General features: G+C 53.4%; 19 protein-coding genes. 9 read left to right on the top strand and 10 right to left on the bottom strand.

What is annotated here, in order from left to right; translation table 11 throughout:
- Window positions 1–24: 24 nt before the first annotated feature.
- On the bottom strand, window positions 25–1,281 hold the full coding sequence (ribA, locus tag KIH39_RS12305; RefSeq protein WP_246539674.1) for a GTP cyclohydrolase II: 1,257 nt from the start codon (window positions 1,279–1,281) through the stop codon (window positions 25–27).
- Window positions 1,282–1,428: 147 nt separating this feature from the next.
- On the opposite strand from ribA, the gene KIH39_RS12300 reads away from it, so the two are divergent.
- The 4 genes from KIH39_RS12300 to KIH39_RS12285 all read left to right on the top strand — a co-directional run bounded on the left by KIH39_RS12300 (window position 1,429) and on the right by KIH39_RS12285 (window position 6,144).
- Window positions 1,429–2,622 carry an inositol-3-phosphate synthase gene (locus KIH39_RS12300; RefSeq protein WP_213499838.1) on the top strand — a complete coding sequence of 398 codons (1,194 nt, stop codon included), beginning with the start codon at window positions 1,429–1,431 and terminating at the stop codon, window positions 2,620–2,622.
- A 4-nt stretch (window positions 2,623–2,626) separates the two neighbouring features.
- Window positions 2,627–3,463 (top strand): sugar phosphate isomerase/epimerase family protein, encoded by an 837-nt coding sequence (locus tag KIH39_RS12295; RefSeq protein WP_213499836.1) that lies wholly within the window; start codon window positions 2,627–2,629, stop codon window positions 3,461–3,463.
- Between the two features lie 68 nt (window positions 3,464–3,531).
- A complete protein-coding gene (locus tag KIH39_RS12290; protein WP_213499834.1) occupies window positions 3,532–4,434 on the top strand; it encodes a UbiA family prenyltransferase in 903 nt (300 codons plus the stop codon).
- 15 nt (window positions 4,435–4,449) lie between these two features.
- Window positions 4,450–6,144, top strand: coding sequence for a M2 family metallopeptidase (locus KIH39_RS12285; protein WP_213499832.1), 1,695 nt, complete (start codon window positions 4,450–4,452; stop codon window positions 6,142–6,144).
- A 54-nt stretch (window positions 6,145–6,198) separates the two neighbouring features.
- Here the strand turns inward: KIH39_RS12285 and KIH39_RS12280 are convergent, their stop codons facing one another.
- The gene (locus KIH39_RS12280) at window positions 6,199–6,717 is read right to left on the bottom strand and encodes a hypothetical protein (RefSeq protein WP_213499830.1); all 519 of its coding nucleotides are present in this window, start codon (window positions 6,715–6,717) and stop codon (window positions 6,199–6,201) included.
- Between the two features lie 138 nt (window positions 6,718–6,855).
- On the opposite strand from KIH39_RS12280, the gene KIH39_RS12275 reads away from it, so the two are divergent.
- From KIH39_RS12275 to KIH39_RS12260, 4 genes are all read left to right on the top strand, one after another.
- On the top strand, window positions 6,856–8,001 hold the full coding sequence (locus tag KIH39_RS12275) for an endonuclease/exonuclease/phosphatase family protein (RefSeq protein ID WP_213499828.1): 1,146 nt from the start codon (window positions 6,856–6,858) through the stop codon (window positions 7,999–8,001).
- 172 nt (window positions 8,002–8,173) lie between these two features.
- Complete coding sequence (locus tag KIH39_RS12270) at window positions 8,174–8,497, top strand: twin-arginine translocase TatA/TatE family subunit (RefSeq protein WP_213499826.1); 324 nt, start codon at window positions 8,174–8,176, stop codon at window positions 8,495–8,497.
- A gap of 142 nt (window positions 8,498–8,639) precedes the next feature.
- Window positions 8,640–11,687, top strand: a complete 3,048-nt coding sequence (locus tag KIH39_RS12265; protein ID WP_213499824.1) for a c-type cytochrome — start codon at window positions 8,640–8,642, stop codon at window positions 11,685–11,687.
- A gap of 103 nt (window positions 11,688–11,790) precedes the next feature.
- Entirely contained in the window at window positions 11,791–13,203 is a 1,413-nt protein-coding gene (locus KIH39_RS12260) for a NupC/NupG family nucleoside CNT transporter (RefSeq protein ID WP_213499822.1), read from the top strand.
- A 35-nt stretch (window positions 13,204–13,238) separates the two neighbouring features.
- Here the strand turns inward: KIH39_RS12260 and lpdA are convergent, their stop codons facing one another.
- From lpdA to aceE, 4 genes are all read right to left on the bottom strand, one after another.
- Window positions 13,239–14,666 carry a dihydrolipoyl dehydrogenase gene (gene lpdA / locus KIH39_RS12255; RefSeq protein ID WP_213499820.1) on the bottom strand — a complete coding sequence of 476 codons (1,428 nt, stop codon included), beginning with the start codon at window positions 14,664–14,666 and terminating at the stop codon, window positions 13,239–13,241.
- Between the two features lie 15 nt (window positions 14,667–14,681).
- Window positions 14,682–15,029, bottom strand: coding sequence for a hypothetical protein (locus KIH39_RS12250; RefSeq protein ID WP_213499818.1), 348 nt, complete (start codon window positions 15,027–15,029; stop codon window positions 14,682–14,684).
- A 22-nt stretch (window positions 15,030–15,051) separates the two neighbouring features.
- Complete coding sequence (locus KIH39_RS12245; RefSeq protein ID WP_213499816.1) at window positions 15,052–16,683, bottom strand: dihydrolipoyllysine-residue acetyltransferase; 1,632 nt, start codon at window positions 16,681–16,683, stop codon at window positions 15,052–15,054.
- A gap of 163 nt (window positions 16,684–16,846) precedes the next feature.
- The gene (gene aceE / locus KIH39_RS12240) at window positions 16,847–19,549 is read right to left on the bottom strand and encodes a pyruvate dehydrogenase (acetyl-transferring), homodimeric type (RefSeq protein ID WP_213499814.1); all 2,703 of its coding nucleotides are present in this window, start codon (window positions 19,547–19,549) and stop codon (window positions 16,847–16,849) included.
- A gap of 222 nt (window positions 19,550–19,771) precedes the next feature.
- Between aceE and KIH39_RS12235 the strand changes: the two genes are divergently transcribed.
- Window positions 19,772–20,803 (top strand): hypothetical protein, encoded by a 1,032-nt coding sequence (locus tag KIH39_RS12235; RefSeq protein ID WP_213499812.1) that lies wholly within the window; start codon window positions 19,772–19,774, stop codon window positions 20,801–20,803.
- Here the strand turns inward: KIH39_RS12235 and KIH39_RS12230 are convergent, their stop codons facing one another.
- The 4 genes from KIH39_RS12230 to rplM form a co-directional block, all read right to left on the bottom strand.
- The gene (locus KIH39_RS12230) at window positions 20,804–22,030 is read right to left on the bottom strand and encodes a c-type cytochrome (RefSeq protein WP_213499810.1); all 1,227 of its coding nucleotides are present in this window, start codon (window positions 22,028–22,030) and stop codon (window positions 20,804–20,806) included.
- A gap of 82 nt (window positions 22,031–22,112) precedes the next feature.
- Window positions 22,113–22,415: a hypothetical protein gene (locus KIH39_RS12225; protein WP_213499808.1), complete on the bottom strand. Its 303-nt coding sequence runs from the start codon at window positions 22,413–22,415 to the stop codon at window positions 22,113–22,115.
- A 262-nt stretch (window positions 22,416–22,677) separates the two neighbouring features.
- The gene (gene rpsI, locus KIH39_RS12220) at window positions 22,678–23,115 is read right to left on the bottom strand and encodes a 30S ribosomal protein S9 (RefSeq protein WP_213499806.1); all 438 of its coding nucleotides are present in this window, start codon (window positions 23,113–23,115) and stop codon (window positions 22,678–22,680) included.
- A 48-nt stretch (window positions 23,116–23,163) separates the two neighbouring features.
- The gene (gene rplM, locus KIH39_RS12215; protein WP_213499804.1) at window positions 23,164–23,595 is read right to left on the bottom strand and encodes a 50S ribosomal protein L13; all 432 of its coding nucleotides are present in this window, start codon (window positions 23,593–23,595) and stop codon (window positions 23,164–23,166) included.
- Between the last annotated feature and the right edge of the window lie 62 nt (window positions 23,596–23,657).

Raw genomic sequence — 23,657 nt, 5'->3', positions numbered from 1 at the left:
AAATCCAAGCCGCTGGAAGAGGTGTTACACTTCTTCCAGCAAATGGCCGAGTTTGGTTTTCTTGGTGTTCAGATACTTTCGATTGTTGATGTTCGGCGGCAACTCAATTTTTACCCGTTCGATAATCTTTAAACCATAACTATCCAGACCGATGATTTTCTTCGGATTATTGGTGAGAAGACGGATCTGCCTGACGCCCAAATCGTAAAGGATTTGAGCGCCGATCCCGTAGTGGCGGAGATCGGCCGGGAAGCCCAACCGCTGATTGGCTTCAACGGTATCCAGGCCCTCTTCCTGTTGGAGTTTGTAGGCTTTCATCTTGTTCAATAGGCCGATGCCACGGCCTTCCTGACGCATGTATAGCAGAACGCCTTTCCCGGCTTTCACAATCTGCTGCATCGCGAAATGCAACTGCGAACCACAATCGCACAGGGCACTATGCAGAACGTCTCCCGTGAGGCATTCACTGTGCACCCGAACTAAAATGGGTTCAGTCTGTTCGGTAACCGTGCCATCGATTTCAGTGCCGACATTTCCCACTGTTAAAGCGAGGTGGGTTTCGGGATCGACGATCGAGGAATAACCGAAGAGGTCGAAGGTGCCGAATTCTGTAGGTAATTTCAGCGAAATCTCTCGTTTAACCAGTTTTTCCCGACTGCGACGATGACGGATCAGTTCGGCGATCGTGCACATTTTCAAATTGTGGGTTTTGCAATACTCCTTGAGGTCGGGTACCCGAGCCATATGGCCATCTTCTTTGATGATTTCGCAGATGACCGCCGCCTGTTTGAAGCCCGCCATCCGTGCCAGATCGACACTGCCTTCGGTGTGCCCCGCCCGGACGAGAACGCCGCCTTCCTTGGCCATCAGGCCGTCCATATGGCCTTTATCTTTCACCAGATCGGCTGGAGTGGATTTATCGTCGATGGCTGTCAGTATGCTTTGTGCGCGATCGAAGGCGGAAATTCCCGTAGTTATGCCGTAACGGGCATCGAAATTATGGGTAAACGGGGTGGCCGAGGGATCGAGATTGACACCCGGTAGCAGATCGAGCCCGACCCTCTGGCAGAGCTCTTTCGACATGGCCAGGCATAACCGGCCGCAGGCATGGCGAATCATGAAATTGATGCTCTGCGGGGTGACATTTTCGGCCGCAATGACCAAATCCCCTTCATTTTCGCGATGTTCATCGTCTACGAGAACGATCATCCGGCCCGCCCGCAATTCCTCGAGGGCTTCTTCGATTTTGCAGAAGGCGGGGTCGTGTTCGAGTTCCATCATTTGTAAGCTCATTGAGAATCGGTCGTATCAATTATGGTAGCAGTTACGTATCTAACTTGACCATCCCCGAGACTTTCCGACAATGTCTGGTACCTACCATTAGATACACTGATCACTGGTCCTTTCTTTCGGATATAGGCTTCGATTATGGCAACCCGGCGTGTGGGGCTGTGGCTCATCGGCGCGTTTGGCAGCATTGGCTCCACCGTGGCTTTAGGTCTGGCTTCTCTGAAACGCGGATTGGCTTCACCGGTCGGGATGGTGACGACTCTTTCCGAGTTCCAAAAGCTGCCCCTGGCTCACTTCGAGGAAATCGAATTGGGCGGGCACGATCTTCGCCCCGATGACTTCACCAAAATTCTGACCGATACGCATGCCGCGGCCGGGCTTTACTCCCTCGCCCAGATCAACGCCTGTAAGGAGGATCTGGTTAGCTGGCAGAGTAACATTCGCCCCGGCGTGTTGTTACCCTGCGAAGAGCGGATTCGAACCCAGGGGCAAGACAACTGGATTCAATTGGTTTCGAGTCCTTTGCAGGCGATTCAGAAAATCGGTGAAGACCTGCGGGACTTCAAGCAAAAAAAACAGCTGGATCAGATCGTCGTTGTCAACGTCTCTTCGACGGAGACGCAATTTCCCGCACAAAACTGCCACGCTCGGCTGGCCGATTTGAATCAGGCTCTCGCCAAAGGCGAAGCGGTACTCCCGGCTAGTAGCCTGTACGCCTATGCGGCTCTGGATGCCGGTTTTGCCTATGTGAATTTCACTCCGTCGCTGGGAGCGAGCATTCCGGCTCTGGCGGAACTGGCGGAAGTCCGCAAAACCGTGCACGCCGGTCAGGACGCCAAAACGGGCGAGACTTTGCTGAAAACTGTCCTGGCGCCGATGTTCGCCGCCCGCCACTTCAAAGTTCTCAGCTGGGTGGGACATAACATTCTGGGCGGCGGCGACGGCTATGTGCTGGACGATCCGCGCAATAAACAGCCTAAAATGCAGTCGAAAGAGCACAGCGTTTCGAGCATCCTCGGGTATAAGCCGCAAACGCATGTCAGCATCGAATACATTGAATCGATGCAGAATTGGAAGACCGCCTGGGACCACATTCATTTCGAAGGGTTCCTCGGAACGAAAATGACCATGCAGTTCACCTGGCAGGGATGCGATGCCATGCTGGCCGCGCCGCTGGTTATGGATCTGGCTCGGCTATCGCTGTATGCTCAATCGAAAGGCGAAGTCGGGATTCTGAAACATCTGGCCTGTTTCTTCAAGAGTCCCATCGGCGTGACGGAGCACGATTTCTTTCAACAATTTGAGATGTTGAAGGATCACCTCGGAGTATGACACGATGAAGCTGGCTTTCAGCACCAATGCCTATTTGAAATTTTCGTTCGCTGAGGCGACTTCCCGACTGGCCGGACTCGGCTACGAGGGAATCGAGATTATGGCCGATGTGCCGCACGCCTGGCCGGCCTACATCCTGCCCGAACAGATCCAATCCCTCAAAGACAACTTGACCAAAAATCGGCTGCAGATTTCGAACATCAATTCCTTTATGATGCATGCGATCTCTGACCCCCGACAGCTTTACTGGTACCCGTCCTGGATTGAAATGGACAGCAACTATCGGCAGGTCCGGATCACGCATACGAAGCGAGCTCTGACACTGGCCAAAGCGCTGGGTGCGAAGTGCATCACGACCGAACCAGGCGGACCGGTGGAAAAAGGGCAATCCTGGCAGTCGGCTTTAAAATTGTTCATTGAAATGATTAAGCCGGTGGCCGAGCATGCGGAGAAGGAAGGCGTGCTCTTGCTGGTGGAACCGGAACCGGAACTGCTGATTGAGACCGCCGATCAGTTCGAAGAATTCATGAAGCATATTGATAGCCCAGCCATTGGATTGAACTTCGACATTGGCCATAGCTACTGCGTGAGTGACGACCCGGCCACGACCGTGGAGCGGCTGGCCAAGTATCTCAAGCACGTTCATCTCGAAGACATCGCTGCCACGCGAAAGCACCATCATTTAGTGCCGGGAGAAGGGGTGATCGACTTCAAACCGGTGATTCAAAGTTTGAAAAAGATCGGCTACGACGGCTGGGTGACGATTGAACTCTATCCCTACGTCGAAAATCCCGATACAGCGGCCAAGACTGCCCGGGAAAAGATTTTGCCAATGATGTAATCGGTTTTTGCGACGCCGTGTAAATCCCCATTCCGTCGCATGGGTCGTCGCGTCGCTAATATGAACATATGAAACTGCTCCCCTATGCGCGATTGCTGCGCCTCCCCAACGTTTTCTCCTCCTTCGCGGATATTGCTGTTGGCTTTCTGATCGCTCTGTTCACATTACCGGTCGATTCTGAACTGATTATCCGGGGCTTTCTCCTGTTGGTCTGTTCGGGTTGCCTATACACAGCCGGGATGGTTTTCAATGATCTCTTCGACTTGGAAATTGACCGGAAAGAACGGCCATTTCGCCCATTACCTTCCGGGAAAATTTCCAAATCGGTGGCATGGTCTATCGCCATGGGGCTGACCCTAGCCGGTTTAATTTTCGCGGCCCTCGCAGATCAAAAATTTTCTCTGGGAGGGCCGTTTTCCATCGCCTGCGTTCTCGTCGCGGCTATTCTCCTCTACGATGGCGTTCTGAAATACACACTAATTGGCCCGGTGAGCATGGCGGCCTGTCGATTTTTGAATATGTATCTCGGTTTGACGCTCGCTCAATTTCCAAACCACGAAATTCCCCTCGCTCTGTCGGCCACGACATCGCTCTACATTCTCGGCGTGACCTTCTTCGCCAAGCAGGAGGCGACTACGAGCAATCGTGGGATTCTTGCTCTGGGAGCAGCGATCATTCTGGCCGCCGGATTGGGTTCCTTGAGTATCGAATACCTGAAGCAGGAAACTCTGGGAGAGAGTATTTATCCAATACTCCTGGCTGTTTTCCTCCTGGGAATCGGTCGGCCCTTGCTGCAGGCCCTGAGAGAACCGACTCCGCAGGCCGTGCAAAAAGCGGTGAAGCGCTGCATCTTCGGACTGATCGTTTTCGATGCCATCCTGGCTACGATTTTCGTTGGTGTCTGGGGCCTGGCCATCGCTCTCCTATTGATTCCCGCTTTTATTCTCGGAAAATGGGTTTACTCAACGTAAACCAGAGGCTTCAACATGGATCGACGCACCTTTTTAGCTACGGGAGCCGCCGCGGTGGCCGTCCCTTCGCTTTTGCAAGCGAGTCCTGAAATGACGGATCGAGCGAAAAAATTCATCTCGGCTCACGAAGCGAAATTCCACAAGCTGGATATCGCCGCGGGCATTGCCTGGTGGGATGCCAATGTCTCCGGGAAAGACGCCGATTTTCAGAAGAAAGAAGACACCCAGAACAAAATCGATGAGGCTCTTTCGGACAAGAAAACTTTTGCCGAATTGAAGACGCTGAAAGAGGCCAAGGACAAAGGCGAGATCGCTGACAAGTACATTGCCCGCCAGATTGATGTTCTCTACCTGATATATCTGGAAAAGCAGGTCGACCCCGCCCTGATGAAAAAGATGGTGGAGAAGGCCAACGCCGTCGAGAAGGCCTTCAACGTCTACCGCGCCCAGGTGGAGGGGACCGAATATCCCGACAGCAAAGTCCGCAAAGTTTTGAAAGAATCCAAAAATTCGGCGGAACGAAAAGCGTTCTGGGAAGCTTCCAAGGGGGTCGGCAAAAACGTCGAAAAAGATCTCAAAGAGCTAGTCGGTCTGCGGAATCACGCAGCCAGCGAGCTCGGCTTCAAGAATTTCCATGCGATGCAATTGTTTCTGAACGAACAGGACGGCGAAAGTCTCATCAAACTATTCGATGAACTCGATGAATTGACCCGGGTCCCGTTCACCAAAGCGAAAGCGGAAATCGACGAAAAACTGGCTGCGAATTGCGGCGTCAAAGTATCCGAGCTGATGCCCTGGCACTATCACGATCCCTTTTTCCAGGAATCGCCCGCGGTATTTGATGCCGATCTGGATGCGCCATTCAAAAAAGCCGATATTTTGAAGCTTTGCAGAGACTTCTACGCCGGCATTGGCTTGCCGATTGATACGGTAATCGCCAAGTCGGATCTTTATGAGAAAAAAGGTAAATCTCCCCACGCTTTCTGCACCGATATCGACCGCGAAGGCGATGTGCGCGTGCTCGCCAACATCGTTCCCAACGAATATTGGATGGGAACGATGCTCCACGAATTAGGGCATAGCGTTTACAGCAGCAAGAATATCCCGCAATCGGTGCCGTATATCTTGCGTTCAGAGTCGCACATCCTGACGACCGAAGGGGTGGCCATGCAATTTCAGAAGTTCTCAAAGAGCCGGGCTTGGCTGGAAGAGATGGGCATCAAAGTCGAAGATCCCAAGAAATTCGACGAAGCAGCCGCTAAAGTCCTTCGGAATGAGCTTTTGATTTTCTCCCGCTGGTGCCAGGTGATGTTGAGGTTCGAAAAGGGGATGTACGAAAATCCCGAGCAGGATCTGAACAAGCTCTGGTGGGATAATGTGGAGAAATATCAACTCGTCAAAACCCCGCACGGGCGTCACGAACCGGATTATGCGGCCAAGATCCACATTTGCAGTTCCCCGGTTTATTACCACAACTACATGATGGGACAATTGTTTGCTTCCCAGGTGCACCATGCCCTGGTGAAAGCGGTATACGGGGAGAATGTGAAACCCTCTTCCGTTACTTACGTCGGGAAGAAAGAAGCCGGGAATTTCATGAAAGAGAAAGTGTTTGTTCCGGGCAAACTGTATGATTGGCGCGGGCTGACCAAACATGTCACCGGAAGCGATCTCTCGGCCAAGGCCTTTGCCGAAGATTTCCAGGGTTAATTTAGGATAAAAAAATCCCGGGCTTCGGCCCGGGATGACGATTCGCTGGGAAGACTATTTCAATCTTTCTGGAAGGCCGACCGCTTCAGCGCGGAAGCTACCCAAGTCGTGGCGTCGAATCACGAAGCCCGGGGCTTCGCTGGTTCCGCCCAACGTGTAAACTCCAATTTTTCCGGTGTTCGTTTCAACGACGTATAAAGCCGCCTGTCCCTGAGCAATCATTCCCGTAGTCATCAAAAAATGAGGCTCGTTTTTCTCATTCACACCGAATTCTTGCGCTAAAGAGACTTCCGTCCATCCGGGAATCCGAGCGTTCGTGCGGTCGATAATGGTTGCGAGCAGCTTGTTGCTCTTCTTGTCGAGCAGCCATAAACAGTCGGTCTGCCCTTTCGGATTGAAGGAGGCCGCCCCGGACATCATCACATATTCCTGGAAGCGATCGCCGTTGGAAGCATAGGCAGGCTGGGGAGTAAAATGATGGAACGGCGGAGGAGAACCTCCGAAAACCATCGTGCCGAAAATTCCCAGACCTACGCCGGCGACCAGCGTTAACCAGCTTAACCGAATATACATGAGATTCCTCCTTCGGTGTTACCACTCCAGTCGATACACAAAGTCAAAAATTCCGTCCAGATGAACTTGCTCAAACTCGGCAAAGATGCGATTGCATTCGTCGGGTTACGGGGCACGCCATAAGCAGGAGGCTTAGGGATGTGGGCGCTGATTTGCAAAAGCAGGGTAGGATTTCTTTTCGGTTTTCCGATATTCCTCGGAGCTCTTTGCGCCACGATAGTGGGCTGCAATCCCGAACAATTCCTGGGAAAAATCTCCAACGGCGATCATTCGACCAGTAACAGCTCGGCGGTCGGAGGCGGGGATGGCGACTACAAGGTCTATCAGTTCTGCACCTGGAACATGGAAAACTTTTTCGATGATCAGGCCGATCCCAAAAGCCACGACGAAATGGAAAACTGGTATGCCAAGAACCCCGATATGTTCAAGCTGAAAGTCAAACACTTGACTGAAGCCATCATGATGATGAATCAAGGCGTCGGCCCCGACATTCTTTGCATGTGCGAAGTGGAAAGCGAACGATCAGTCGATGCCCTCCGGCAATCGGTTAATGCCGCTCTGGAAGCAAAAGGGCTCAAGAATCTGGCCTACAAAAATATTCTCTTTAAACCGGACAACACCGGCCGACGTTTCGGCCCGGCTATCCTGACGCGCTTACCCGTGGATGCCAATCGCACCCAGCAACTGGGAAAGAATGGTTATCGCCGGGTGATTGAAGGGCATATCAACGTCAACGGCTACGATCTGACGGTTATCGCCGCGCACTGGACCAGCCGGGTGAATGCGAATACCGATAGCCATCGCATGACCTATGCGGAAACCTGTTATGGTCGATTCCGCGCAATTGCCACATCTAACCCCGAGGCCGATGTCATCGTCTGTGGAGACTTTAACGATGAATTCAAAGATTCTTCGGTGCAGCATGGCTTGCACGCCAGCAACGATCCCGAAGAGGTGATCCGGGGGGAAGCGGGCGATCAGTTGAAACTGCTCGATCTGTCCGCTCGCTTTGATGGCACGGGAGCCATCAAAGGCACCATCTACGGCAAAGGACACTGGAGCACATTCGACCATATTTGCGTCTCCCGGGGCATGCTGGATGGTCGAGGCTGGGTCTGCGATCCCAAAACGACGGCGATTTTTGCTCCCAAGGAACTGCGCAAAACTGGCAAGAACAGCCGGGGCGAACCTTTTCCGTTCGGCAATCCCAAGACCGAGGGGGAGCGAGGTTTTAGCGACCATTTCGCGGTCAACGTTCAAATTCGCGTGCAAAACTTCAAATAAACTGACCGATCTGGGGGAAAATACCCCGCTATCGGCTTGCCTGACCGCGGGACCGAGTGTTAGAATAAATTTGTGCTGCTGAAAAGCCTTATAGCACTTTTCAATTATGCCGATGGAGGCTACCTTCAGCCTCGGTTAATCGGTCCTGCCTCGATACATGAGGAACCGTTTGATGAATGCTATTTTTGCGAATTTTGTCCCCGGTCCGGGCATGATGATCGTGCTGCTGGTCGTGGGCATTCTGCTCTTCGGACGTCGGCTGCCGGAAATCGGCCGATCGCTGGGCAAGACCATCACCGAATTCAAAAAGGGTGTCAAAGGTCTGGAAGATGAAGTCGAACCGACCAACATGACGGCGGCTCGTACGGTTGATCCCGAACCACTCCGCCCGCCGCAGCGACTCACGGCGGCCGCCCCAAAGTTCGATGATGCTCCCGCACCCGTAGCGGCTCCCAAAGTCGAGGAAAAAGCCCCGACTCCTCCGCAGCATGTTTGATGATTAAATAAAAAAAATCTAACTGCGAAGGCGAAGAGTAATTCTTCGCCTTTTTCTTTTAAATCTCCGACGAATCGCGAATTTTTGCTTTCATTTTGCTACTACTAATTCGATAATCGCCGTCAGTTGAATCCTTCCTGCCATGGCTCTTTCTATGATGCGACTTGCTATTCTCCTCAGTTACGCACTGATACTTCCCGTCTCCGTCGGTGCTGTGGATTCGAATCGAGTTCAGGACATCGAACCAGATCAAATCAAGCCGGGGATTCTGGTCGAATATCAGGATGCTCAAAATCGGGTTCAGCGACTGGAACCGATGATCGCTTTAAACGTTCCGAGCGGTGAAAGTCCGCATCCGGTAATAGACGTCAGCAAATACACCGTCAAATGGCAGGGAACATTGAGTATTTTGCGTAATGGTTCCTACCGTTTCGACGCTAATCTCAACGGTAAGTTGACGTTCAAAATTGGCTCGAAGAGTGTTTTTGATAATGTCATTTCCACTGGAACCAATGTGACATCGGCTCCCCTGGAACTGCAATCGGGAATCTGGCCGATCACCCTGGAATACACCGCGACGACCTCCCCCGGACGATTGGAGCTTTTCTGGAAGGCCCCGGAATCCCGCCGGGAAACGATTCCACCCTCCGTCCTCGGCCATCAACTGGCCACACTACCTAAAGATATTTCTGCTTCGAATTCGACGGAATACGGCCGGTTTTTGTTTGAAGAAATGGCCTGCTCCAAATGCCATACAAGTGGCGACCCGGTGAAGGCGGGGATTCCGGATCGCACGGGCCCGAATCTTTCGAAGATTGCTAGCCGGACGAACGCCAACTGGCTACACAGCTGGCTGTTGGATCCTACTAAGCTTCGTCCCTCCACCGCGATGCCTAAATTATTCGCTGATGATGAAGAAGGCAGAGCGGAAGCGAAAGCCGTGACGGCGTATCTGTCGACGTTGGGGAACTCCTCGAATCGGCCCGCAAACAAAAGCCGACCGCAGGACTTCCTGAAATCAATCAATGCCGGGCAGACCCTGTTTACATCCATCGGCTGCGTTGCCTGTCATCCCAAAGCGATCTCCAAGGACAAGCTGGACACAGGCGTCTATGGTTTTGGAGGTGTGGCGGCGGTATCCTGGGAATATCCTCTGGGCACTGTCGGGAGCAAATTTACGGAACAGTCTCTCATCGAGTACTTGCAGAATCCGCTCTATACGAATCCGCATGGCCGTATGCCGAACATGAATCTCGCGGGCGCGGATACCGTCAACATAGCCCGTTATCTCCTGCAATCGACCGAACAGCTTCCCGCCATGTCCGCGCTGAATCAGCCGCCTTCCGCTGGTCTGGTCAGCAAGGCGGTCTCTACCGATAAAGAGAAAGCGGAATTCGCCAAAGTGGATTCGGCAAAGCAGTGGCAAATTATCGGGCAGAAATTGGTTGCCACCAAGGGCTGCGTGAATTGTCACATTATCGAAACTCCAGGATCCAAGCTGTCCGTCGGTAAATATCCGGCACTGGAAGAAATTCGGGCCAGCACGCAACCCGGTTGTACTTCACTCACCCACTCCAAAGGTCCGCGCTACAGTCTCAACGAAAATCAGAAAACGGCTTTGCAGACCTTCTTGAAATCGAAACAAGTCTGGCCGGGAAATAAAGCCACTTCCTATCAAACAAGTCTGGCCTTCAAACGATTTGCCTGTCTGAACTGCCATCAGCGCGACGGAGAAGGCGGGATTTCGAATGATCTGGCGGAGCTGATTAAGAAATCGGAAAAAGCCGAAAATGTCGATGATATTCGGCCGCCCGTTCTTACGGGCGTCGGCCACAAATTGAGAACGAGTTGGTTCCGGCAACTGCTGTTGGAATCGGGGCGTTCGCGTCCCTGGATGGGGCTTCGAATGCCGCAGTATGGCTCCGCCAATATCCAATTTCTTGTGGAAGGCTTGAGCCGGGTCGAAGCCGCCGAGCCGGACGATTCGATTCAGGTAGTGGCTCCTTCCAAGGAACTGCTGGATGCAGGACGGCTGATGGTTGGGAAAAATGGCCTGGGCTGTATTTCCTGCCACGATATTGCGGGTATTCCGAACACGGGTACGCGTGGGCCGGATCTGGCGACGACCAATCAACGCGTCCGATACGATTGGTATCTCCGCTGGCTGGAGCAACCGCAGCGGATGGCTCCGAATACGCGTATGCCGCAGATCTTCGTGAACGGTAAATCACCGCTTCCCAACTTGCTGGGAGGTGACAGCCATAAGCAGGCCGATGCCATGTGGGCCTATATGTCCCTCGGACCGACGATGCCCTTGCCCTTCGGTCTTGAACCGCCCAAGGGGGTGACCATCGCCGTTCGGGAGCGAGCTGAGATTTTACGGACTTTCATGCCGGAAACCGGTAGCCGGAGCATCGCCGTCGGCTACCCGGGGCATCTGAATATGGTCTTCGATGCGGCCACTTGTCGCACGGCCTATGTCTGGTCGGGCAACTTCCTCGATGCCTCCCCCGTATGGAATGATCGCGGTGGTGCCCCCGCCAAGATCCTGGGTACAAAAATCTGGGCCGCACCCGAGGTGAATCCCTGGGCGGCAACTTCCAGTAATGAAGCACCTGACTTTAAAACTCGCAAGAACGATCCCGCGTACGGGGCTCGCTTACCCGACCTGAAGCGATTCGATGGTGAACCGCGGCTGAACTTCGAGGGTTATGCTCTCGATAAAGACGGGCTGCCGACCTTCCGGTATCGCGTTAAGAGCGATTCGGCGGAGCCGCTTCAGATCTCGGAGAAGCCGCGACCACTGGCTTCCTCCTCGATGAACGGTCTCGAAAGAGATTATTCGCTTCAGGCTCCCGATGGCCAGCAAACCTGGTTACTAGTAGCTACTTCGACGACTCCGCCGAAGTGGATCGAATCGCCGAAAAAGTTTTCGACCCTGACGGAATCTCAAACCTTGGCTTCGACGAGCCTAATTGCTGTGGCCGGGGAAGGGCGGCGAGTCACTGTATACCAAACCAGTTCTCTGAGTTGTCCCGCGACCTGGGTCATTCGAAAAAATGGTACTAATTTTGAGGTCCTTCTGAAGATCTCGGCCGATTCCAAGAAGAAGGAGTCGTTGAAAGTTCGTAGCTGGATGCCGGCCCAATTGGACGAAACTTCGCTTCAATTTATATTCGAATCGAAGTAAACCATTTAATTGCTTGCAGTTAATTACCTCTCTGTGTAAGAAATTTTGATGGATTTAACGACACGTTGAATCCGTCTTCCATTGCTATTCACCAGGAAAGAGCATGAACCCAACGGTTGGCACGCCGCTACCTCTGCGATTGGGCATTAGCGTAGTCGTAGCTGGTCTGATCGTTTTCACGATTGCCTATGCGGAGAAACTGGGCCACCGCGGGCAATCAGCTCTAGGGTTTTTGTGCTTTCTAGGTACAGCCGCCGCTTTTTCGAATAATCTCCAGCGTGTCAAACTTAAGACCCTGTTCTGGGGGATTCTGCTTCAATTCAGTCTCGCTTATGCGGTGTTGAAATTCGATGACGTGCGACGAGTTTTCGAGGTTGTGGGGGAGGGAATTAAAACGCTCATCGCCTGTTCCGATGTAGGCGCCGATTTCGTCTTTGGATCGCTCTCCAAACCGGGCGGACCTTCCGGCTTTGTTTTTGCATTTAAAGCATTGCCGCCGATCATCTTTATTTCGTCTTTCTTCAGCGTGCTCTATTATCTCGGCGTTCTGCAGTTGATTGTTCGCTTTTTTGCTTTCCTCATGCGTTACGTGATGGGAACTAGCGGAGCGGAAACGTTGTCCGTTTCCGCCAACGTATTCATGGGTCAGACGGAAGCTCCTTTGATCGTGAAACCCTTTATTCCCCGCATGACAAAATCCGAATTGCTAACGCTGATGGCGAGCGGCATGGCTCACATCTCTGGGGGAATGATGGCCGTTTATATCTCTTACGGGGCTGATCCGGTTTCGATTCTCTGCACCTGCATTATCGCGTGTCCATGCAGTCTCTATTTGAGCAAACTGGTCATGCCGGAAATTGATACACCAGAAACATCCGACGGTGCGGATATCAAAGTGCCGCGGACTCATGCCAACGCCATCGATGCGGCGGCTGGCGGCGTGAAAGACGGTCTGTTTCTGGCGATGAACGTCGCGGCCATGCTCATCGCCTTTCTGGCCTTCATTGCCCTTTTCGATGCCATTATCGGTTCGATTTGGCCGGAATGGAGCATCCAGAAAATCATGGGGATTCTGTTCCAGCCGGTGGCCATCCTCATGGGGATTGAACCGAGTGAATCGGAACGCGTGGGGAGCCTGCTGGGAATTAAACTCGCGGCGAATGAACATGTGGCCTACGTGAAGTTCACGAAGGACGCCGTGCTTGGGATGAATCCCACCATGAAGCTCGGGATGGGAGCAGGCATGGGAGTGGTGGGCGCGGCCATTCAGGACACGGTTTGCCTGAGCCAACGATCGCAACTTCTGACCGTTTACGCCTTGAGCGGTTTCGCGAATTTCGCTTCGATTGGAATTCAACTCGGCGGCATTGGAGCCATGGCCGAGGGAAGGCGATCCGATTTGGCGAAACTGGGACTGAAAGCCCTTTTTGTGGGCTATATGGTCACATTGATCAACGCTGCGGTTGCCGGGATGATAATGGAACCAAAGCCCGTTCAATATTTCTTTAATCCGTAAGCGAAAGCCTCTTACGGATTCTGCTTTTCGTAACCTTACTTGGCCACTTTCTTGGGTTTGGCCAAGTGGGTGGCCGAACCGATAGCCAGTTCGGAAGCTTCCATCACCGTCTCCGACAGTGTGGGATGGGCATGAATGCTATCGGCCAGATCGCGAGCCACAGCGCCCATTTCGACGGCCAGCACACCTTCGGCAATCATTTCCCCCGCGCCCACACCCACAAAAGCAATGCCCAGAACCCGTTTCGATTCGGGATCGAACAACATTTTGGTGAATCCCTCAGTTCGAGCCAAAGTGATCGCCCGACCCGAAGCCGCCCACGGAAAAACAGTCTTTTCATAGGGAATGTTCTGAGCCTGCGCATCCCGCTCGGTCAAGCCGCACCACGCCAGTTCAGGATCGGTGAAGACCACGGCGGGGATGGCCTTGGGGGAAAACTCAGCCGGTTCACCCAGAAGAGCTTCCACAACCACTTTGGCCTCAGCCGTCGCTTTATGAGCCAGTCCCGGTTCACCGGCCACGTCTCCAATCGCATAGATATTCGGCACATTGGTCCGACGTTGGGCATCGACCAGAATGAAGCCTTTTTTGTCGACTGCGACGCCCGCTGTCTCCAAACCGAATCCTTGCGAGATTGGCCGACGGCCGACGGATACGAGAACTCGGTCGAAGGTCATCTGGCCAGGCACATCTTTGCCTTCGAGAGTAGCTACAATTCCTTGCGGCGTTGGCTGCAAAGAGGCAACTTTGGTATTCAGATAGATGTTCTCGAAGCTGGCTCGCAGCCGCTTTTCCAGCGGAACCACCAAGTCGCGATCCGCCGTCGGCAATAGGCCATCGGTGAACTCGACGACCGTGATTTTGCTCCCCAGAGCCGCGTAAACGGTTCCGATTTCCAGGCCGATGTAGCCGCCGCCGATGATCAGCAATTTGGAGGGAATGTCTTGGAGTTGCAGGGCTCCAGTGGAGTCCATGATTCGCGGATCGCCGAGGGCAAAAGCGGGAGGCATGGCAGGAACCGAACCGGTTGCCACGATCGCGTTTTCAAACTTGATTCGCCCAGTGTTGGCTCCTTCGAGCCGCACCGTATTAGGGCCTTCGAAAATGGCCTTGGCGTTGATGACCTCCACGCCGCGGCCCTTGCACAAGGCCGCCACGCCGCCGTTCAGTTTGCCGATGACTTTCTGCTGAACGAAGGAAGCCAACTTGGGGAGATCGATTTTGGCCGGGCTGAAATGAACGCCCCATTCCTCGGCTTCTCGTGTTTCGTTGATCATTTTGGCAACGTGCAGCAGAGCTTTTGAAGGAATGCAACCGCGATTCAGGCAGACTCCGCCCAATTTCGGATCGGCATCGACGAGGATCACTCTGATGCCATGATCCGCAGCCGCCAGGGCGGCCGGGTAGCCGCCGGGGCCTCCCCCAATGACGAGAAGTTGCGTTTCCTTATTGATTTCGCTCATGGATGGACTCGTGATTTATTCTTCGTAACCCTTAATATTCAATAGCAGCTTCACAACGCCTGCAAAACAAAGCCCGATGCCGACGATCGTAACACCCGGATTGACCTTCCCCGCATAGGCTATTCCCAGGCCCGCCAGAATCATCGCGAAGGAAGTCCAGGCTCCGGCGGAGACCGTGATCAGCGATTTTTTCGGTCGATCCCCTTTGATCTTGTAGCTTGGCGGATCGTACGAAACGAACGGTTCCGGATTGATCAGACTCGGGCGAGGATCCAAAGGTTTAACGGGAAGAGGAGTCTCCTCAGCATTTCTCGATGGCCGATCATCATCGAGAGGATAGAGTTCATCCTCGGAATCGATCATACCCCACCCGCTCTATCTCGAGTTAACTTTCGAACATCAGACGCGAGGGATCGGCCAGCATGGAGGCAATGCGACTGGTGAAGCGAGCTCCGTCGGCGCCATCGATGACCCGGTGATCGTAAGTCAAACTCAATGGCAGCATCAGGCGAGGTTCGATCTTGCCTTCGCGGACAACAGGTTGCAGGGTGCTGCGTGAAAGACCGAGAATGGCCACTTCCGGGTAGTTCAAAATCGGGCTGAAATAGGTGCCACCAATACCCCCCAGATTCGTGATAGTGAAGGTACCGCCCCGCATTTCGTCGGGCGACAACTTGCCATCGCGGGCCTTCTCGGCCAGATCCTGAATTTCTCGGGCCAGATCCAGCATCGTCTTCTTGTCGGCATCGCGAATGACGGGTACTACCAGGCCGCGCGGCGTATCGACGGCAATGCCGATGTGGTAGTACTTCTTGACAACCATCTCGCCATTATCGCCCGCGTGCGGATCGTAGCTGGAATTAAAGTGCGGGAAGGCCTTCAGAGCGGCCACGCAAGCTTTGACGACCAGGGTGGTCATCGTTACTTTAGCAGAGCCCTTGGGAGTCGATTCCACGAAGCGTTTGCGGCCGGCTTCGAGTTCGGTAATATCCGCTAGATCGTGTTGGGTAACCTGAGGGGCGACATTCCAGGAGAGAGTCAGATTGCGGGCAATAGCTTTTCGCAGGGTGGTAAAGGGCTTCTTTTCCACGGGGCCGTATTTTGAAAAGTCGGGCAGGGGAGGAATAATAGTCCCCGCACCCGCGGCCGGAACACTTGTAGACGGCACGCCTTGAATTCGTTTTCGCGTATACGCTTTAATATCATCCAACGTGACGCGACCGCCACGAGCGCTTCCAGGGACATCGGAAAGGTCGATACCGAGTTCACGGGCCAGCCGACGCGTTGCCGGGCCGGCAGGAACCAGTGCCGACTTGACGCGATTGACCGGGGCCGGTGCTTCAATTATTTGAGCGGGAGCGACCGGTGGGGATGCCGATTTCGCCGGGGCAGCGGGAGTACCGTTGGCCGGAGTGGAGGCAGCACTACCTGCAGGGGCCGAACCGGAGATCACGGCCAGGACCGAACCGATCTTGGCTTGCTGTCCCCGGGCTACCTTGATTTCTTCGACTTTCCCCGCAGTGGTGCTGGGAATCGGCATCGAAGCTTTATCGGTCTCGATTTCGAAAAGAACCTGATCTTTTTCGACGGTATCTCCGACTTTCACGGAGACGGTGGTGATCGTACCACCTTCGATACCCTCACCGAGAATCGGCAATTTCAATTCGACGCGGCTGCTCGCTACTGTGCTGGCTGCCGGGGCCGGGACTGGAGTTGGCGAAGGTTTAGTTTCCGCTGTCGGTGTCGGTGCTGCGGGGGCCGGGGCCGGGTTGGAGGCCGCCGCTGTACCTCCGCTGAGATTCAATATCACAGAACCGACTTTGACCTGATCGCCTTTTTTGACCAGGATGCTATCGATTTTGCCCTCGATCGGTGCCGGGATGGGCATGGAGGCTTTATCGGTTTCTACTTCCAGCAAAGTCTGGCCGGGAGTTACCAAATCGCCCGCTTTGACGCTGATACTGGTGATGGTTGCGGAAGCAATACCTTCGCCAAGTTCCGGAAGTCGAAAATCCATGAACCAACCTCTGGCCGGGAAACGAGCCTTATCGGCTTCGTGGTTTTGTTGTAAGAGTGGTAGTTAATCTATAGCGCGTCTAGCATTGCGAAAACAGACCCGGGCAGCGAAGAGGACAATTCCTGATTGCTCTCCACGCTGCCCGGGTCTAAAGGTCGATCGATTAAACGGTCCAGGGATGCGGCCGTTCAGTGTCGAAATTCAGGTCCTTGATCGCCTGAGCGACGAGAGTTCGGTCGATTTCGCCACGCTCGGCCAACGCATACATGGCGGATATCACTACCGACTCGGCATCTACTTCGAAGAATCGACGCAGTGCCTTGCGGGATTCGCTACGGCCAAAGCCATCCGTTCCCAGGGCCAGCATCCGATTATTCAAATAGGGGGCAATCTGCTCGGGCAGCATTCGCATGTAATCCGAGGAGGCGATAATGGGGCCCTTCGTGGAGCCCAGAACCTGTTCGACGTAGGATTTTTTCTTGCTTTGGGTCGGGTGCAACCGGTTCCAGCGTTCGGTTTCGATGGCATCCCGTCGCAGTTCCTGATAACTCGTTGCGCTGTAGACGGTGCTGGAGATATGGTATTTCTCGGCCAGAATCTGCTGCGCTTTCAGTACGCCGTTGAGAATCACGCCGCTGCCGAGCAACTGTACCTCCGCCTTGGCGCCGGAAACCGCTTCCCGTTTGAATGGGTACAAGCCCTTGAGGATGCCTTCGCGAACGCCCGGGGGCATCGCTGGCATATCGTAGCTTTCGTTATAGATCGTCAGGTAGTAGAAGATATCTTCTCCCTTGACGAACATTCGGTTGATACCGTCTTCAATAATAACGGCCGTTTCGTAAGCCCAGGCGGGATCGTATGCCCGGCAATTGGGAACGGTCATGGCCACGATCAGGCTGTGACCGTCTTCGTGCTGAAGACCTTCGCCGTTAAGCGTGGTGCGTCCCGCAGTGCCCCCCATGAGGAAGCCCCGGCAACGGCTATCGGCGGCGGCCCAGATCAGGTCGCCGACGCGCTGGAAGCCGAACATTGAATAATAAACGTAGAACGGGATGGTGTTGACGCCATAGGTGCTGTAGGCCGTGCCTGCGGCGATGAAGTTGGCCATACTGCCCGCTTCGTTGATCCCTTCCTGGAAGAACTGGCCGGTTTTGGTTTCGCGATACATCGTCAGCGAACCCGCATCGACCGGTTCGTAGAGTTGGCCAACCCGACTGTAGATCCCGAAGGTGTTGTAAAGACCTGGCAGACCGAAAGTCTGGCCTTCGTCGGGCACGATCGGCACGATCAATTTGCCGACGTTGGGGTCTTTCATCAGCTTGTCCATCAACACTACCCAACCCAATGTCGTCGAACGGCCTTTGCCCTGGCCGGTGGCCTGGTGGCTCGATTCAAAGGATTCGGCTTTCGGTGGGGTAATGGGTGTGAACTTGTTGTTGCGGGAGGGCTGATAACCGCCAAGTTTGCGGCGTTGTTCGTGAAGATATTTGATTTCGGGACTATCGGCGGGCGGAATGTAGTAGGGGCAATCGCTAATCTTGTCGTCCGAAATCGGAATCGAGAATCGATCCCGCATGGTCTTCATCTGGGAGACGCTGAGATCTTTCTTCTGATGCGTGGTATTTTTCCCTTCGCCACCATCACCGGGGATCTCATAACCTTTGACCGTCTTGACCAGAATAACCGAAGGCTGGCCCCGATGATCGTAAGCTTTTTTATACGCGGCGTAGACTTTAACAGGATCGTGTCCGCCACGGGGAAGATCTTCCAGTTGATCATCGGTCAGGTGTTCGACAAGCCGCTTCAATTCGGGAGAATTGAAGAAGTGTTCGCGGATGAAAGCCCCGCCTTTTACGATGTAGGACTGGTATTCCCCATCCACCACTTCCGCCATGCGGCGAGCCAAAGCACCGGTCTTATCTTTCTTGAGAATCGGATCCCAACCGGAGCCCCAGATCACTTTAATCACGTTCCAGCCGGCACCGCGGAAGATGCCTTCCAGTTCCTGGATGATCTTGCCATTGCCGCGAACCGGTCCATCGAGTCGTTGCAGATTGCAGTTAATGACCCAGATGAGGTTATCGAGTTTCTCCCGGCCGGCCAACGAGATGTTGCCGAGGGTTTCGGGTTCATCGCACTCACCGTCACCCAGGAACGCCCAGATTTTTACATCGGAGGATTTGCAAAGGCTGCGATCCACCAGATAGCGGGCGTATCGGGCCTGATAAATCGACATGATGGGGCCTAATCCCATGCTCACGGTCGGGTACTGCCAGAAATCGGGCATCAGCCAGGGGTGAGGGTAGCTGCTCAGACCGCCGCCCGGTTGCAGTTCCTGACGGAAGTTATCCAATTGCTTGTCGGACAAGCGGCCTTCCACGAACGCACGAGAGTACATCCCGGGACTGGCGTGTCCCTGGAAATAAACGATGTCCCCCAGTTGCGAATCGGTTCGGCCCCGGAAAAAGTGGTTGAAGCCGATCTCGTAGAGCGTGGCCGCGGAAGCGAAGGTGGCAATGTGGCCGCCAACGCCGGTTTTGCGATTGTAAGCTCGGTTGACCATGGCCATCGCGTTCCAGCGGATAGCACTTTTGATTTTTCGCTCGAGTTCGCGATCCCCCGGGAAGGTCGGTTCTTCTTCGGTGGGAATAGTGTTGAGGTAGGGAGTGGTGATACCGCTGGTCAATTTCGTGCCGGAGCGGTCGGCCCGGGCGATCAGCATTTCAATCAGAAATCGAGCGCGATCCGGACCTTGCGTTTTGACGACCGCTTCCAGCGAATCTATCCACTCTGCGGTTTCGAGCGGGTCGACATCAAGCTTATCCTGGACCGACACGTTTCGTTCGGCAATAATGCCAGAGCTCATAGTACTATTACTCCCGACCTGAATGCATTAAGATGTATTTGAAGGATACGGAAGCTGGAAAGCGTTGCGAGATCGAAGGAGTGGTTCATCAAGCAGTTCGAAGACGCCGGTTCACGCCAGTTTCCTACTTAGTTAAATTAGCGTTGTGGAGTGACATTGGCTAGGAAACTCCAGCGGCGTAGCGAAGAAAAAACCGGCAAATTCCCCCGACGAAGGATAACCGTGCGGAAATTAGCTCTAGTGGTCTTTATGGGTTTGGGGCTCGGAAACTGTCGGGCAGAGGATCCACGCCTGCAAGCGACGCAGATCGAAGCCCGTTTTGAAGATGCCCAGTCCATTTCTCAGGCAATTGAAAAGCAGACAAAAGTAAGGATTGGTGGAATTTTAACGCCTATGCCGGTAAACGGGGCTGCAACGAACTCCAAAGAGACTTTTTGGAATGCCATTGAACGACTGGGACACCTTACCAACAGCGTAATAGAAATTCCTGTTAATGGGCTGGATTGGCGATTGACTTCTCATCAGCTGAAAACCCCAAAATTGTCCGTGGATGGGCCTTTCCGGGTCGAACTGCGGGACGTCCGGGCCGAAAGCGATTTCCGGACCGGAGAGAAGAAGACCAGCTTCCAGTTTCAACTGGCCTGGGAGCCGCGCTTTTCTGTATGCCGCTGCGATGTGCAACCGCAGATTTCGGAATTTATGGATGATCTCAAAAATAAATATCAGCCGCGGGAGAACCGCGTGCGGACGGCCTCCCGGGGCAATTTTGCCACGCTGGTTCTTCCCATTTACTCGATTCCCCGAACTTCTCACTCGATTACGGCCTTGGAGGGGAAAGTTAATATCACCCTGTGTCCGGAACTCAAAACGGAAAAATTCCAGGAACTGCAGAAGAGCAGAACTCTGGAGCAGGCGGAATCGGTCGTGGAGTTTCAGGGCCTGAAAAAAGATGGCCGGTTTTGGTCGGCGACGATCACGACCCGATATAAGGCTACCAATTTTGCTGAATTTGAAAGCTTTGAAAGAGATCGGTTCGCATATCACTCCGCGAGTTTGATCTCCCCAGAGGGAAAGCGGTTCCCGGCGCGAGGATTCGAAGAAGCCGATGGGCGTTTTGTCTATCGATTTGAAGAGGACGAAAAGAAAGGTTTAAAGATTAATTCGCTACTGGGTTGGTCGCTGGAATATAAGTATCCCGGAACCTGGATTGAAGTTCCGGTAAAGTTCAAATTTCAAAAAATCGAATTACCCTGATCAATCGAGATTGACCTGGAATTCATCCATCAATCTCTGACGGAGATCGGGATTTGAGATGGCATTTACAAAGTAGACCAACTGCCAGATTTTATTATCTTTGTCTCCCGGCTTGGGCATTAAGTGAGCGTGACTGGGCATCCCGCTTCCTTGAATGCCACCGTAGACGCGGGCGTAGATGGCTTCCGGTGCAGTGCTGACCCGGTAAGTCGCTACCGTGAGGTTACGAGGCCTTACCATGGTACCCCAGGCATCATACTGGTAAAGTGCATTGCGACCGTAATTGACGTGGCAGGTGGTGCAAGCCCCTTGCTGGCCGTCGAGGAACAGCTTAGCCCCCGCGGCGGCCGCGGCGAGTTGCTGCTCTTCAGTGACGTACGGGTTGGGAGCCGGCACGATTCTGCGCTTTTGCGAATCGTGCCAGATTTTAACAATTTTCTGAGTCTGTTTCTTCAATTCCGACTCGATGTCTTCCGCTTCCAGACCGAATTTGATCGTCATTTTCATGGTCTGGTATTCCACTTCTCCCCGAATGGCGAGATAGATGACGTGACTGATCAGGCTTTCCACTTCTTCCGGTCGCAGGCCGGAGAAACTCGTCATTCCCGATCCCGGCAGGCCGCGCCAGATCGTATTAAACAGGTCATGTCGACTGGGTTTGGTGCCTTCGGGATTGGGTTCCGTGGTGAGGAATTTAAAGAGCCCCTGGCGGTAATCGCGCGGCATGGGGAACAGATAAGCACCGACTGGTCCATTGCCGTTACCCGTCAAACCGTGGCACTGGAGGCAATTTTTCCGGAAGAGTTCGCCACCCGCGGCGAGCATATTGGGGGAGAGTTTCAAATCCCCGGCCGCGTTGTCGACATCGGTCGTTAATGGTTCAATTTTCGGACTTGCGGGTGTTCCGAATAAAGCGGTGAGTCCTTTTTCGAAGGCTTTCTTTTCTTCCAACCCGATGGAAGAACATTTCACGATGTTCTTGCTCTCAAGTTCGGCGGCGAAAGCTTTCTGATCCGTATCTTTCTGGCTATCCGGCAAGTCGAGCGACTTCAGAGGAGGATAGCCGGGTTCGTAGGCTTTGGTAGCCGTCGCCTTGGGAGGCGCGACGACCAGATAATCCTGCCGTACCGGATAGGAGTCGGGAACTCGGGGTGTATTCGCCGAGTCTTTACCACAACCGGAAGTGATAGATACTATTCCCAGTAAAAGGGTTAGAAGTCGCATCATCTCAAGTTCCTACAGGGGCAAAGACGATTCTACGGGAAGACTTCGGCGAGAGAAGGCGGGTGGGGCGAAGGCGAACCGATTATTAGCCCTGATACATGACGTTGACCAGTTTCTGAATCATTTCGGGGCTGAGTTTGCGTTCCCAATCGCGAATCGTGGTCATGAAATCGAGAGCATCGTTGGAGTTCGTGCTCGATTTGGCGGCAGGTTTACGCAGCGTGCCGCTGACGCCCAACTTCTTTTTGAAGTTGGAGCGGTAGGTCGATGCCATGTTCTTGTCGATTTCGACATTGAACTTTTCTTTCATGTGATCAACGATATCGCCGATGGGGGCTTCAATCCCCAATGCTTCTACCGCTAATCGAAATGCTTCTGACTTCTTCATTCCTTTTTCTCCTGCTTCAATCTTCTTGCCCATTTGCTAAGTCCTGATCCTTTAAACGTTACGGCGATTAGTTATCTTCTATTCTTGTAAATTTAATTTGCTAATATTCAAGATGTGGGACGAAAATGTTGATATTTCAAGCAATTTATATGATTAAAATTAAGTATTTCGAATTTGTAATTGATTAATCTTAATTCAAAAAGAAACACGCCGCGTATTTAAGGACGCGGCGTGGCGATAGGGTTCTGTACTGGCAAGCAGATTAACGCTTGGAGAACTGGAAGCTCTTGCGGGCGCCCTTGCGGCCGTACTTCTTGCGTTCTTTCATGCGGCTGTCGCGGGTGAGGTAGCCGGAATCTCGGAGCTTTTTGGCAATTCCACTGCTTTCCGTTTCCGGTTCGTCGGCGGTAGTGGGTGCCGGGCCAAACATGGTCTTCAGTGCTCGGGCCACGCCTTGAGAGGCAGCGCCCGCCTGTCCCGTGATGCCGCCGCCGTTAACGGTGATGGTTACATCCACGCGGTTGGCCAAGTCCGTGAGAACCAGGGGGCCGGTGACAGCGTTACGATCTTTTTCTTCGGTAAAGAAGTGATCGAGCTGTCGGCCGTTAACCTGGATCTTGCCACTGCCTTCCTTGATGCGAACACGGGCAACCGAGGACTTCCGTCGACCAGTGCCCACATAATCTTTCGTTGCAGCCATCAGTTATAATTCCCTGAGATCGGCGTTCGGGCCGGTGTGTTTAAAGGATCAGCTAACCTTGAGTTCAACGGGTTTCTGGGCTTGGTGAGGATGCTCCGAGCCCACGTACAATTTCAGCTTGGACATCTGAGCGCGGCCTAACTTGGTTCGGGGAACCATCCGCTTGACTGCCTGATAAAGGATCTCATCCGGCTTCTTGGCCAGCATCTCTTTGGCGCTGGTGATCTTGAGGCCACCGGCATAGTGGCTGTAAGTCTGATAGGACTTGCTTTCCCACTTGTTGCCGGTGAATTTAATCTTATCGACGTTTAGAACGATGATGAAATCGCCCGTGTCGCAATGCGGCGTATAGGTGGGCTTGTGTTTCCCACGCAAAATCGTGGCAATCTGGACGGCAAGACGACCGACTACTTTGTCGGTGGCGTCAATCACAAACCACGCCTGGGTAGTGTTGGCCTCATTTGCCATATATGTAGACATAAAAGCTCAGCTCCGTTTCAAATTCGAAGAACCATTATTTCTAATGCTCGTGCTAATATCGT

Source organism: Telmatocola sphagniphila, from assembly GCF_018398935.1.
GTDB classification, from domain to species: Bacteria; Planctomycetota; Planctomycetia; order Gemmatales; family Gemmataceae; genus Telmatocola; species Telmatocola sphagniphila.
The sequence above is the reverse complement of the archived record's forward strand: the minus strand, read 5'-3'. Positions and strand labels throughout refer to the sequence as shown.